Source organism: Pantoea sp. ICBG 1758, assembly GCF_002928325.1.
Classification (GTDB): Bacteria; Pseudomonadota; Gammaproteobacteria; order Enterobacterales; family Enterobacteriaceae; genus Pantoea; species Pantoea eucrina.
The window spans coordinates 1-13,941 of sequence record NZ_POWL01000004.1; the positions used below are offsets into that span (position 1 = coordinate 1).

Annotated in this window: 10 protein-coding genes and 1 pseudogene; 7 read left to right on the plus strand and 4 right to left on the minus strand. The window is 54.5% G+C overall.

Translation table 11 applies throughout. The annotated features are described in order from the left end of the window. Positions 1-809: CHASE4 domain-containing protein (locus C1Y41_RS13865; protein WP_304485924.1), on the minus strand; the 809-nt coding region annotated here is incomplete at its 3' end. Between the two features lie 443 nt (positions 810-1,252). Here C1Y41_RS13865 and C1Y41_RS13870 point away from each other — a divergent pair. Then, the gene (locus C1Y41_RS13870; protein WP_104085641.1) at positions 1,253-2,326 is read left to right on the plus strand and encodes an acyltransferase; all 1,074 of its coding nucleotides are present in this window, start codon (positions 1,253-1,255) and stop codon (positions 2,324-2,326) included. 30 nt (positions 2,327-2,356) lie between these two features. On the opposite strand, the gene C1Y41_RS13875 is transcribed toward C1Y41_RS13870, so the two are convergent. After that, positions 2,357-3,643 (minus strand): PAS domain-containing methyl-accepting chemotaxis protein, encoded by a 1,287-nt coding sequence (locus C1Y41_RS13875; protein WP_040113520.1) that lies wholly within the window; start codon positions 3,641-3,643, stop codon positions 2,357-2,359. A 431-nt stretch (positions 3,644-4,074) separates the two neighbouring features. Between C1Y41_RS13875 and C1Y41_RS13880 the strand changes: the two are divergent. Further along, positions 4,075-5,196 (plus strand): annotated as a pseudogene (locus tag C1Y41_RS13880) (NAD(P)H-dependent flavin oxidoreductase). 144 nt (positions 5,197-5,340) lie between these two features. On the opposite strand, the gene C1Y41_RS13885 reads toward C1Y41_RS13880, so the two are convergent. Then, positions 5,341-5,541, minus strand: coding sequence for a hypothetical protein (locus C1Y41_RS13885; protein ID WP_094111613.1), 201 nt, complete (start codon positions 5,539-5,541; stop codon positions 5,341-5,343). 257 nt (positions 5,542-5,798) lie between these two features. Between C1Y41_RS13885 and yajD the strand changes: the two genes are divergently transcribed. Then, positions 5,799-6,146: an HNH nuclease YajD gene (gene yajD / locus C1Y41_RS13890; protein ID WP_065647414.1), complete on the plus strand. Its 348-nt coding sequence runs from the start codon at positions 5,799-5,801 to the stop codon at positions 6,144-6,146. Between the two features lie 264 nt (positions 6,147-6,410). On the opposite strand, the gene cspA is transcribed toward yajD, so the two are convergent. Then, positions 6,411-6,623, minus strand: a complete 213-nt coding sequence (gene cspA, locus C1Y41_RS13895; protein ID WP_071668354.1) for an RNA chaperone/antiterminator CspA — start codon at positions 6,621-6,623, stop codon at positions 6,411-6,413. A 607-nt stretch (positions 6,624-7,230) separates the two neighbouring features. Between cspA and C1Y41_RS13900 the strand changes: the two genes are divergently transcribed. From C1Y41_RS13900 to C1Y41_RS13915, 4 genes are all read left to right on the plus strand, one after another. Beyond that, a complete protein-coding gene (locus C1Y41_RS13900) occupies positions 7,231-8,784 on the plus strand; it encodes an aspartate aminotransferase family protein (RefSeq protein WP_094111612.1) in 1,554 nt (517 codons plus the stop codon). 10 nt (positions 8,785-8,794) lie between these two features. Then, on the plus strand, positions 8,795-10,087 hold the full coding sequence (locus C1Y41_RS13905; RefSeq protein WP_104085642.1) for a lysine N(6)-hydroxylase/L-ornithine N(5)-oxygenase family protein: 1,293 nt from the start codon (positions 8,795-8,797) through the stop codon (positions 10,085-10,087). 1 nt (position 10,088) lies between these two features. Beyond that, positions 10,089-12,443, plus strand: a complete 2,355-nt coding sequence (locus C1Y41_RS13910; protein ID WP_104085643.1) for a GNAT family N-acetyltransferase — start codon at positions 10,089-10,091, stop codon at positions 12,441-12,443. 84 nt (positions 12,444-12,527) lie between these two features. Continuing rightward, complete coding sequence (locus C1Y41_RS13915) at positions 12,528-13,763, plus strand: MFS transporter (RefSeq protein ID WP_094111609.1); 1,236 nt, start codon at positions 12,528-12,530, stop codon at positions 13,761-13,763. Positions 13,764-13,941 lie beyond the last annotated feature (178 nt).

The window sequence follows — 13,941 nt, forward strand, 5'->3', positions numbered from 1 at the left end:
CTGCGCATCAGCATCAGCGCGGTAAACAGTGAGAGCAGCATAATCAGCACCAGCAGAGGCAGCAATCCGGTCAGCAGCGCGCCGCCAGGATTTGCGCTGCGCCAGACCAGCGCAACGCGCTTGTCACCCACGGAGAGCAGCAGAGCGGGAGAGGCTGGCTGGCCGGCAGGCGAGGTATCCAGATGGAGGTTCTGAATACCATACTCATGACCCAGCTTAAGCAGCTTCTGTGGCGTCAGGCGATCGGTGAAAATCATCAGCGAAGGCGGACCAGGCAGCGCCGTTACGCTGCGGTCGCCTCCTGGGGTGATCCACGCCGCGCTGTAGAGTGTGAGCTGCCCCTTTGCCAGCACGTAGTCGCTGATCGCTTTACCCGCGCTCGCCTGCAGCTGCGTTTTAATCCGGGGCAGGGGATCGGCGCCCAGCCAGAGAGAGAGCGTTCTCTCTTCCGGCTGCCCACGGATTACGCTGTAGCGCGTTTCATCCTGCGGTGAGATAACAAATACCCCCTCATAGGCAAAGGTATCAAACAGCGAGGCGCCAAGATTCTGATTATCCCATGCCCAGCTGCGATTCAGCGTACGATGCAGATTCTGGTACGCCTCGCCCCACTCGGCGTTATCAGAGAGGTGAAACTGCATGACCGCCTGCCGCGTCTGCAGTGCTTTGTCCAGCAGCAAAGATTGCTGGCGATCGGATTGGCGGTTTAAATCGCTGGCGATAAATATCAGGCTGATAAACGCGCCGGCAAATGCCAGCAGGATCAGCAGTACCATCATCATCATAGGCTGACGGATAAGACCACGCATTTGCCCGCGTGTGGGAGAATCGACAAGAGAGGTCTTCGCTATCATAGGCTTAATACGCCAGTTAAAATGACATTACAAAAGTATGTTCAGGTTATCGGCACAGGCTGGCAAAACCTGATGCGTGAACGTGATGTTGCGCTGTGACAGCCCTGCCGGAGAGCTGGTGCATAAAAAGATGCAGGCAGTAAAACTGAATCTGTCGGGTGATATGTAATAAACGGACCTGAATAAATGGGCGTTTCAGTGCTCAGGTTCAAGTATAGCCAGCTCTGAAGGCATAGCAGAGGTATCAAATACCCGGAATGGGTAGCCAGAAATTTTTATAACATTTTGCTGTTTACTTAATATAAATTTAATCTTAATAGGAATAAGCCTTATTGAATGTAAATCTGCGTCAATGTTAATTTGACTTATGTCTATTTATTATTGTCACTGAGAACATCATGCAGGCTCGTATCACTCACCTCGACGGTATGCGCGGTTTGGCTATTCTGATGGTTATCGCCTATCACGCCTGGGCGCGCTGGCCAGAACTGCTGCCTTATGTCGCCACCACTCAGCATCTGCCGCTCTTTTCTTTTGGCTGGGCTGGAGTACAGCTCTTTTTTATGATCTCGGGCTTTGTTATTTTTATGACGCTTGACCGATCGGAGAGCTATTCGGGCTTTCTGCAGAAGCGCTGGCTGCGGCTCTTCCCGGCGATGCTTATTGCCAGCCTGCTGCTTTTTCTGGCCGGCGGATTTTTTCCGGAGTGGTCTCTTATGACCCCCTATGTGAAAAATCTGCTGCCGGGTCTGCTGTTTATTAATCCGGAAACGCTGACGCAGCTGACCGGCATTTCGTTTCACTCTATGGCAGGTTCTTTCTGGTCGCTTTATGTTGAAGCCCTGTTTTATCTGATTATCGGCGCTGTCTATTTCACTGCGGGACGTAAATATTGCCTGCCGGCGCTGATTTTACCGATGCTGTTACTTTCCGGTGCGTCAGTCATTAAGTCACTCGGCTATCCGCTGCTGGTGGATATCATCTCCAAACTGGGATTTATTCATTACGCCTGGTTTATGGTGGGCTGTCTGGTCTACGAGCGTCTGCACGGGCGTGACAGGCGCTACCACTATCTGCTGGTAGCCGTTGCGCTGCTGATCAACTTTAGCTATTACGTGAAAAACAGCGGGGCACTCGCGCTGGTGCCGCTGGTAGCGATGCTGCTGTTTTTCATCGCCAGCTTCAGGCTGCAGCGGATCCAGCACTTTCTTTCGCTGCGACTCTTTACCGCTATGGGCTTTGTCAGTTATGCGCTCTATCTGATTCATGAAAACCTGATGATTGCGATGCTGATTAAGCTTAACCGCTATGTCAAAAGTGACACTGTCATGATAATCATGCCGCCGGTGATGGTTATCGTGCTGGCCGGTGTTGCGTATGTCATTACCCGATACGCGGAGCCGGCGCTGCGCCGGGCGCTGCAGAAAAAACGGCAGCCGGTCGCACCGGCCGCAGGCAGCGGCATAGAGTAGCGGGCGGGAGGCGAAAGCCTCCCGCTGGTTTCAGACATCCAGGCGGTGGATAACGTTAACAAATTCGTGAACGCCGCTGTTAATTTCCCGCAGGCTGCGCGACAGCATGCCGATTTTTTCCTGCTCAGCTACGACAAACTCACGCACCTCATCCAGCTGCTGATACATCTCTTTTATCAGCAGGCTGTTTTGCTGCACCACTTCGGTAATTTGCCGGGTCGCGGCAGCGGTGGAAGCAGCCAGACGACGTACTTCAGCGGCAACCACGCTGAAGCCGCGGCCTGCGTCACCGGCACGCGCAGACTCAATGGCGGCGTTCAGCGCCAGAATATTTGTTTGTGACGCGATGAGATTAATCGTGTTAACCACCTCGCCAATATTTCTGGCAGACGCATTAAGCTGAACGCCAATTTCCGTCGCAGCATTAACCCGCTGGGCCACCAGACCTGAATTGCGTACGGTTTCGTCCAGAACGTCGTTGGCGTTGTCGGTGATTTGCGACGTTTCACCTGACGTGGTGAGGGCTATATCTGCCACACGCTTTGCGGCCTCCACGCGCGCGGTGATATCAGAGGCAATTTTAATAACTTTATAGACCCGCCCATCCGCATCCACTACCGGGTTATAGCTCGCCTCCAGCCAGATGCGCTCACCGCTGGCGGTTTTACGCTCAAAACGACCGACAAAATGTTGCCCGCGCGCCATTTTTTGCCAGAAATCGGGCTGAGCGTGATAAAAATCGTCATAGCAGAACAGTCGGTGATGCTGACCAACAATCTCTTCACTGCTATACCCCATATGCTGCAGAAAATTGGCGTTGGCGCTGAGGATCTCGCCCTCAGGTGTAAATTCAATCACCGCCATGGAGCGATCCAGCGCGGTGATAACCGCCTCTTTATGCTCCAGCTCCTGATGGCGCGCGGTGATATCGCTGGCGACTTTGATCACCTTATACACCCGGCCTTTATCATCGCTGACCGGAAAGTAGGTCGCGCTCAGGTAGAAACGCTGCTGCTGACGATCGAAGCGCTCAAAAATGCCGGTGATTGACTCACCCCGCGCCAGCGTTTGCCAGAAACGGCGATAGCCCGCTGTCTGACTGTAAAGCGGTGAACAGAAGAGGCGATGGTGCTGGCCCTGGATCTCCTGCAGCTGATACCCCGTCAGCGTCAGAAACAGCGCGTTAGCATCAACAATTTCACCATCCGGCGTAAATTCAATCCAGGCAACATGCTGTCTGATAGCATTGATATCACGATGAACGCTGGCGCTGTGGCTGAACGGCAGCGCCAGGCGTGAAGTTTTCACCCCAAACATAGATGACCTCTGTCAGATAGTGTGCAGTTAAGTAGCGCGATCGCCTTACAAAGGGTCGCGTAATTTCATTCAGCGCAGAGCCTGTGCCGCGCCGGATGTTTCCCCCCGATTTCCATGTTGTCCTGAGCGCCGGCAGCCGTTAAGCGTAAACGGGCATCAGTCAGGGGGATTTTTTTGAAGTTCAGATTCCCGGTGCTGGCAATAAATGTGGTGCTGAATATATGTTATCGACGGCGGAAAACAAAAACTGAGTAAATTTTCTAATTAAAACGCAGCGGGGGGATTTTACCGTCAGCGGTCTGAAATCAGCCGGGTGCTGCGCTGTCAGGCAATATGTCGCTGCAGCAGAGTGGATCAGGCTGCTTGTTAAAGATGTAAATAAAATATAGGTTATCTCTGCTACAGAGAGCGGATAAGCAGAATGGCAGCTACTGACGGAGAGCTTTGTGATGACGACATCCCTGTGTAAAGAATTAAATCTGCGCTATCCGATTATCCAGGCTCCGATGGCAGGCGTTTCAACTCCGGAACTGGCTGCTGCAGTCAGCAATGCCGGTGCGCTTGGCTCGCTGGGACTGGGCGCCTCCTCTGCGGAAGAGGCTGCACGCCTTATACGGCAGACTCAGGCGCTTACCCGGCAGCCTTTTAACGTCAATCTGTTTTGCCATCCGCCCGCCCTGCGCAACGACGCAGTCGAAAAGGCGTGGATAGCACGTTTCGCCGATCGTTTTGCTGCTCTCGGCGCTCAGGTTCCCGTGAATCTGGAGGAGATCTATCCCACTTTTTGCGGTCATGAAGCGGTGCTGCAGGTCATTGAGGAAACGCGTCCGGCGGTCGTGAGTTTTCATTTTGGTTTGCCATCGGCGGATACTCTGCGACGGCTGAAAGCCTGCCGGATAGTGACCCTGGCAACAGCCACCAGCGTGGCGGAAGCGGAAGCGATCGCGCAGCAGGAAGTGGATATGATTGTGGCGCAGGGCTATGAAGCAGGTGGCCATCGCGGCAGTTTTGCCGTCGATGAGGAGGATCATCAGCTCTCCACGCTGACGCTGGTACAGGCCATCTGTGCGCGGGTTACGCTGCCGGTGATTGCCGCAGGCGGGATCATGAACGGTGCAGCAATCGCAGCAATGCAGGCTCTGGGTGCCAGCGGCGTACAGGCCGGTACCGCTTTTCTTCTCTGCCCTGAATCCGCTACTGCACCCGCCTGGCGTCAGGCGCTCCGGCATGCCGCTGTAACGGGTACTACCATGACTGCGGCAATTTCCGGTCGTGAAGCGCGCGCGCTGCGCAACGCATTCTGCACTATTACGCGCGATATCCCCCGCACCGAGATCCCTGCTTATCCGCTGGCTTATTCACTGGGTAAGGCGCTGGCTAAGGCTGCGCTGGCGCAGGGCGAGGCGGGGTTTGGGGCATAGTGGGCGGGAGAGGGAGCAGCACTGGTACGCGAACTGCCGGCGGCGGAACTCATCCGGCAGCTGGTCACAGAGTGGCATGCTGCCTCTGGTCAGGGTAGCCCGGCTAATGCGACAGAACGGTCGTCTTTATAACGTGGCAGGAATGCATTATAAACGCGATTGCGTTTCGGACATCTGCTGATTAAATAAAAAAAACGGGTGGGACAGCAAATAAGCGCAGCGATAATTTTACCGCTGCGCTTATTTAGCGCAGGTAAGATATCCGGAGATAAACTATTAACTCATCTGGACTGATATAAATTGAATGGCTTCACCATAAATTTTCTTAACGCCATCAATAGCCTGCGCTTCAGACTCTTGTAACTCCGCCAGAATGGCATATTTTTCAACGGGCACGCCCGCTGCAATAAGGGTAGTCACGGCGCGTCCTATCGCCTGATTAATGTCGTTAATAGGTTGTACATCAACCGGTTTCACCAGGTTTTCTCCACAGATAAAATATGCCAGTCAGCACAAAGCCGCAGGCAGTAATACGTTACAGCAATGATTGCTGGTATATATAATGCCATAGAGAAAATAAATTTTAAATATAGATCTGAGTCATGTTTTATTGCCCGCTAAGGCGTCTTTTTAACTTGGCGGTTCGTTAAAAAAACGCGCTGCTTGCTATCAACGTACAATCGGGCTAGCCTGCTGATCGTTGAAATAATCACGCTAAGTACAGGCATACATTAATGGCAGTTATTCCGAAAAACTACTCGCGGCTGGAGAGCGGCTACCGTGAGAAAGCACTTAAAATTTATCCGTGGGTGTGCGGGCGCTGTGCGCGGGAGTTCGTTTACTCAAACCTGCGCGAGCTGACGGTACACCATATCGATCACGATCATACCAATAATCCGGAAGATGGCAGCAACTGGGAGCTGCTTTGTCTCTACTGCCACGATCATGAACATTCAAAATATACCGAAGCCGATCAGTACGGTACGCGAGTGGTGGCGGGAGAGGATGCGCAGGATGAAGTGGGTGCCGCGACATATAACCCGTTTGCCGATCTAAAATCGCTTATCAGCAAGAAGAAGTAGCAGCGCTGCCACACACATTTACAGGTCAGTAAAATGAGACGGCGGGAAACCTGTGTTATAGTGCGTTTGCGTACTTTTCTAAGTCGCGAATTTCACTGGCGCTTGTGCCAACCCGATACGCCCAGCCGGGTGTCGGGCTCTTTTTAGCCCGGTTACGCGCGCACAAAAAAACCCGCACAAGGCGGGTTTTTTTATCAGCAGCATTTAACTGCTCAGACTACTGTCTTCATCGCTATCGTAAGCGCTGCCGATCGTCAGCGCAGCTTACAGTGCGGTAACGTTAGCAGCAGCTGGACCTTTAGCACCATTCTCGATGGTGAAAGAGACCTTCTGGCCTTCGTCCAGGGTTTTGAAGCTGTCACTCTGGATTGCAGAGAAGTGTACGAACACGTCTTTGCTGCCATCTTCAGGAGTGATAAAGCCGAAACCTTTATCTGCGTTGAACCATTTTACTAAACCAGTCATTTTGTTAGACATAGATACTTCCTTAATTGATGAGCCATAAACTATGGCGATGGTGGCCTGTATCAGAGCGTTACTTATTGGGCACTTAGGAGGAGGCTCATGAAGAAGGGGTATCTGTGGATAACACTTGAACTGAGGACTGCTTTACTAAAACTGCTTCATAAGGTCTGTATTCCAAACCGATGACGCTATTAAGCCACACCTGTTCCGGTTTAGCAACACTTATATTACATCCTCTTTAATGCCTCCGCCAGATAAGCCCTGCACCACGTTTTACCTCCCGGTCATCATTCGGGAGGCGGAAAACCACATAGTGAAAGAGGTATTGTTATACGCCTCAAACGGAATTGTGACAAAGATCACAAATTCATCCTTCAGAAACGCTGATGTAAAATTTACTGAAATTACCCTATTGAATGATAATAATTATCATTTATAATCTCATTCAAATTTTAAGGCCGACTTATACAGGTCTGCCCACGTATGCCAACTGATGGCGTATGTTAATGATATTTATAAATTATTGTTTTTTAGATTTTTGCAGAAGCAACAGAGCCTATGACACCTGTTGTCTTATTTGTCAGCAGGATTTAAAGATTTTTAGTAACAGGAAAGGATTATGTTTACACGTTCATCTGCGCAATCATTACCAATCGTAACCTCTGAGCCGCAGTCAGGCGCGCCGGAGAGCTGGCTTTTTAACGATCGTCAGCTTGATGCCTGGGCCGGACAGACGCAGGAGGTGCTTAAGCTACTGACCCAGACGGTGCAGGGCGTAGAAAAGCCGTTTAGCGGTATTCTGCCGCACGAGCTGGCAAACGAGTTCCGCAGTGTGGATCTTAATTCTCCACTGGGCAATAACGAAGCTGCACTGGCCGAGCTGTCTCAGCTCTATCTGCGCGATGCGGTCTGGTTTCACCATCCTAAATATGTTGCGCATCTGAATTGCCCGGTCGTCCTGCCGTCGCTGATGGCAGAGCAGGTGATGGCCGCCGTCAACAGTTCTGTCGATACCTGGGATCAGAGTGCCGGCGGTACGCTAATTGAGCAAAAAGTTATCGACTGGACGCTGGAGCGTATCGGCCTGCCCGCCGCTGCGGACGGTATTTTCACCAGTGGTGGTACGCAGTCAAACCTGATGGCAATGCTGCTGGCTCGCGACAGCTGGTGCGAGGCGCATCATCCGGGGCATCTGATCAAATATCGCGGTCTGCCTGAAACCGCCGGTAAGTGGCGCGTATTCACGTCTAAATTGAGTCATTTCAGTATCCAGAAATCGATGGCGATCCTCGGCCTGGGCTACGATGCCGTTGTGCCGGTTGACCATGATGCCGATTACCGTATGGATGCGGGTATGCTGGAGCACGAAATCCAGCGCTGCCGCGAAGAGGGGCTGATCCCGATTGCGGTGGTAGCAACCAGCGGCACCACCGATTTTGGCAGCATCGATCCGCTGGAGAAGATCGCCGCGCTGTGTCAGCGCAATGGATTATGGATGCACGTTGATGCCGCCTATGGCTGCGGTCTGCTGGTTTCAGAACAGCACCGCCAGCGTCTGCGCGGTATTGAACAGGCGGACTCAGTCACCGTTGATTACCACAAATCGTTCTTCCAGACGGTAAGCTGCGGGGCATTCTTTGTACGTAACAAAGACCATCTGAAACATGTTACGCACCATGCTGACTACCTCAATCCACTGAGCGCGCAGCAGGAAGGGACGCCAAACCTGGTCAACAAAAGTATTCAGACCACGCGTCGCTTTGATGCACTGAAGATGTGGCTGACGCTGCGCGTCATGGGCCCGGCCGCGCTGGGTGAAGCGTTTGACTCGCTGATTGACCTTGCACAGCGTGCGCATCAGCTGCTGCGCGCGCATCCGGCAATCGAGGTGCTGCACGCACCAGAACTCACCACGCAAATCTTCCGCTTTGTGCCGCGCCAGTCGCTCAGCGGCCCGCAGCTCGACGATATCAACGCTGCGATCCGTAAAGCGCTGTTCCGTTCCGGCAATGCAATTGTGGCAGGCACGAAAGTCGACGGCCGGCAGTATCTGAAATTCACCCTGTTAAATCCTGCCACCACCGCGGCAGATCTGGAAGAGGTGATTAACCTGGTTGCGCATTACGGGCGCGAACAGCTGCGCACGACCGCGCTCCACGCGGCAAATCAGTGAGAACTCTGTTATGAATAACACCGTTTACGATTTTATAGGCATCGGTATCGGCCCGTTCAACCTTGGACTGGCCTGTCTCAGCGAACCGGTAGAGGGACTCAACGGCGTATTTCTCGATCAGAATGCGGGTTTTGACTGGCACACCGGCATGATGCTGGAAAGCGCACACCTGCAGACGCCATTTATGGCCGACCTGGTGACGCTGGCTGACCCCACCAGCCCTTACAGCCTGCTGAATTACATGAAAGAGAAAGGAAAACTCTACTCATTCTACATCCGGGAAGATTTTTTCCTGATGCGTAAAGAGTATAACCAGTATTGCCAGTGGGCCTGCGAGCGCCTCAGTAACCTGCGCTGGAACCGTCACGTTGAGTACGTAAGTTATGATGCGGAGCGGGCGGTTTATCGCGTTCAGGCGGTGAATAGTCAGAGCGGCGCGACCGAAGAGTGGCTGACGCGTCATCTGATCCTCGGCACCGGTCCGGTGGCCTGGCTCCCGGAGTGCAGTCAGCCGCATCGTCAGCGTATTACGCACTCCAGCGACTATCTGAAAAACAAAGCAGAGCTGCAGCAGAAGCGGTCTGTCACCGTGCTGGGCAGCGGTCAGAGCGCGGCTGAAATTTACTATGACCTGCTCAGCGATATCGACCGGTTTGATTATCAGCTGAACTGGATCACCCGTGCGCCGCGCTTCTATCCGCTGGAGTACACCAAGCTGACGCTGGAGATGACCTCACCGGAGTGGGTGGACTATTTTCATGCGCTGCCGCCGGCGAAGCGCGACCGGCTGAATGCAGACCACAAGAATCTCTATAAAGGTATCAACAGCAGCCTGATCAACGATATTTATGATCTGATGTACGTCAAACAGCTCGACGGCCCGCTCGACGTCAATCTCTTCACACACTCAGCGCTGACCGATCTGCGCTGGCTGCCGGCAGGGGAGTTTGAACTCTCGCTCTGGCAGCAGGAGCAGGAGTGCGCCTTTACCCGTCGTACCGAAGGGCTGGTGATGGCAACCGGCTATCACTACCGTCCGCCGATGTTTATCGAAGGCATCAGTCAGCGGCTGCGCTGGGACGAGCAGGGGCGCTACGATGTGCAGCGTAATTACAGCATCGATCATCACAATCAAATCTTTGTGCAAAACGCAGAGCTGCATACGCACGGTTTTGTGACGCCGGATCTCGGCATGGCCTGCTATCGCAACTCCGTTATTTTACGCGAAATTACCGGACGCGAAGTTTATCCGGTAGAGCGGCAGATCGCCTTTCAGACTTTCCCGGCACAGACGGAGCGCTGACATGAGCACAGAGATGATTTACCGCGTTCAGCGACCGGCAGGCACCTTTAGCCTGCGCCCGATGCAGGCCGCCGATGCCGCACTGATCCACAGCTGGGTAACGCGCGACTACGCCCGCTTCTGGGGCATGCAGAACGACACCCTGGAGCAGGTCGCCGCTTTTTATCACGGGCTGACCGCAAATAATCCCCACGCCGCCCTGATTGGCTGCTGTGAAGGGCAGCCGGTGTTTCTGATGGAGTGCTACCGCGCCAGCGAGGATGAAATCGGACGGTTCTATCCGGCCGCGCCCGATGATTACGGGATGCATATTCTGATTGCGCCCGCCAGCACACCCATTCCGCAGTTCAGCTGGCAGGTCTTTACCGTTGCCATGGGATACCTGTTCAGTCTGCCGCAGGTCGGACGCGTGGTGGTGGAGCCTGACGTACGCAATGAGAAAATTCACCGGCTGAATAAACGGGCCGGCTTTCGCTATCAGCACACGCTCGATCTCGGGCATAAAACCGCCTGGCTGGCGTTTTGCCAGCGGGAAGATTATCAACAGGCTCTGGAGCAGGATATTTTGACCATGAACACACCCTCTGCGCTGCTGACAGGATGCCACCTTACGGGCGATAACTGGGCACAGGCAAACCGGATGCTGATCCGCAAAGCGATAAGCGAGTTTGCCCACGAAAAGCTGGTTACGCCCGTTGAAAACGGCGCAGGCTGCTATACGCTGGCCGTACCGGGCGGCGAAGCACATTATCAGTTCCGCGCAGAACGTCTGGCGCTGGACCACTGGAATATCGACGCCGCGTCACTGCTGAAGCAGGAAAATGGCCGGCCGCTGACGCTGGATGCGCTGCAGTTTATCGTGGAGTTTAATCAGCAAATCGGCATTCCGCAGGCGCTGCTGGCAACCTATATGGAAGAGATCAGCAGCACGCTCAGCAGCAGCGTCTATAAGCTGCAGAAGCAGAATCCGGATGCGCAGGCTCTGGTGCACGCTGATTTCCAGACCATTGAGGCGGCAATGACCGAGGGGCACCCCTGTTTTGTCGCCAATAATGGCCGCATTGGTTTTGACGCCCGCGATTATCTCGCTTTTGCGCCAGAGGCCGCCGCACCGGTCCAGCTTATCTGGGTTGCGGTACATCAGCGCAACGCCCATTTTTCCAGTCTGAGTACGCTGAGTTATGAGCAGCTGATGCGTGATGAGCTGGGCGCGGAGACTCTGGCGCGGTTTACAGAGCAGCTGAGCGCGCGCGGGCTGAATGCGGATGAGTATATCCTGATGCCGGTGCATCCGTGGCAGTGGCAAAACAAACTGCTGACGGTATTCGCGGCCGATATTGCTCAGCAGGATATCGTCTGGCTCGGCGAGGGCGACGATCGCTATCAGGCGCAGCAATCGATCCGCACCTTCTTTAACCGCAGTCAGCCCGCGAAGCGCTACGTCAAAACCGCGCTGTCGGTGCTTAACATGGGCTTTATGCGCGGTCTCTCACCCTATTATATGGCGACCACGCCCGCGATTAACGAGTGGCTGGAACAGCTGGTCAGCAGGGATGCGTGGCTGCAGCGCTGTGATTTCCGTATTTTGCGGGAGGTTGCGGCGGTGGGCTATCACAACCGTTACTACGAACAGGCCATCAGCGGCGATTCCGCCTATAAAAAGATGTTTGCTGCGCTGTGGCGGGATAATCCGGCAGCCCGCCTGCAGCCGGGTCAGCGTCTGATGACGATGGCCGCACTCCTGCATGTTGATCACCACCAGCAGGCGCTGTTACCAGCGCTGATCGCTGACTCAGGCCTGCCGGCAAAAGAGTGGGTGGCGCGCTATCTGAACTGCTATCTCAGCCCGCTGCTGCACTGCTTCTACCAGCACGATTTAGTGTTTATGCCCCACGGCGAAAACCTGATCGTGCTGCTGGAGAACAATGTGCCGGTCAGCGCCTACATGAAAGATATTGGTGAAGAGATTGCCGTCATGGATCCGGACGCGCAGCTGCCGGAAAAAGTGAGCCGACTGGCAGTGGATGTTCCGGACGATCTCAAGTTACTGTCGATTTTTACCGACGTATTCGACTGCATTTTCCGCTTTATCAGCGCCATTCTGCACGACGCCGGTACGCTGTCGCAGGATCAGTTCTGGCAGGCGGTAGCGCAGTGCGTGAAAGAGTATCAGCAGGCGCATCCGCAGCTGGCAGCTAAATTTGCACGCTTTGATATGTTTACCCCGGCGTTTACCCGCTCCTGCCTTAACCGGCTGCAGCTGGCGAATAATCAGCAGATGATTAACCTCACCGACCCGGCGGAAAATCTCAAGTTTGCCGGTACGCTGGATAACCCTATTGCCCGCTGGCGCTGATAAGGCGTTCGCTGGCTGACATCTGTGACGCGGTTGCTCCGGCAACCGCGTTTTTTATCATTCTGCAACGGGTAAGGATCGGTAATGGCCCTGTATGAACCGGTGTCGCAGCTCACGCGCCGCCGCATAATTTTTCCGCTCTCGCTGGTACTGTTTGAATTCGCCACCTATATCGCGCATGACATGATCCAGCCCGGCATGCTGCTGGTCACTGAGGAGTTTGGTGCCGGACCTGAGTGGGTTTCCGCTTCGCTAACCGCCTATCTGATCGGCGGTATGATGCTGCAGTGGCTGCTGGGGCCGCTTTCCGATCGCATCGGGCGGCGTCCGGTGCTGCTTAGCGGCGTCGCTTTTTTTATGCTGACCTGCATTGCCACTCACTGGGTGCAGAGCATTGAGCAGTTCGTACTGCTGCGCTTTCTGCAGGGAGTCAGCCTGTGCTTTATCGGCTCTGTAGGCTACGCCGCTATTCAGGAGGCGTTCAGTGAAGCGCTGAGCGTGAAGATCATGGCGCTGATGGCAAACGTCGCGCTGCTGGCTCCGCTGGCCGGGCCGCTGGCCGGGGCCGCTTTTCTGACTATCAGCGACTGGCGCACCCTGTTCTGGCTCTTCGGCGGCGTGACGGCGCTGGCCCTGCTGGGCCTGTGGTGCACTATGCCGGAAACCGCAGGGGATCGTACGCGCTCGATCTCACCCGGCGCGCTGGGCAGGGGTTACTGGCAGCTGCTGCGCGATCGCCAGGTTATGCGCGGCTCGCTGGCAATCGGCCTGGTGACCATTCCCTGCCTCGCCTGGGTAGCGCTGTCGCCGGTTATTCTGATGCACGATGCCGGCCTGAGCCGTATGGAGTATGCGCTGCTGCAGCTGCCGGTGTTTCTGGCGATGATCGCCGGTAACCTGACGCTGGGGCGCCTCAGCAGCCGGCTGCCGATCCAGCGACCGCTGCAGCTGGGAGCCTGGCCGGTGGTAGCCGGTCTTGCGCTGGCGGCAGTCGCGACCATAGCCGATCGGCACAGCTATCTGTGGCTGACCGCCGGCCTCAGCCTTTACGGTTTTGGCACCGGACTGGTTAATGCCGGACTCTATCGTATGACGCTTTTTTCCAGCCAGGCGGGCAAGGGCAGCGTGGCAGCGATGGTGGGTATGGTAACAATTCTGATTTTTGCACTCGGCATTGAAGCGGCAAAATACGCCTATTTCAGCTTTTACAGTACCGGCTTTAGCCTGATTAATCTGGCCTGCGGATTGCTCTGGCTGGGGCTGATCCGCGCATTTCTGCGTGAAAACCGGCGGCGGCAGCCCGCGCTGCAGCAGGCCTGACGCATTTATCTAAAGCGAGCTGCGGCTCGCTTTTCAGCCATTCCCCCACTTTTTAACCGGTTTCCGGCAGAAAATTTAACTGCAGACACATCTTGAAATGCCACTATCAAAAAGATAATAATTCTCATTAATATTAGCATTACCATTGCCTCTGGCATCCATCGGCTCTCCGGCTGCA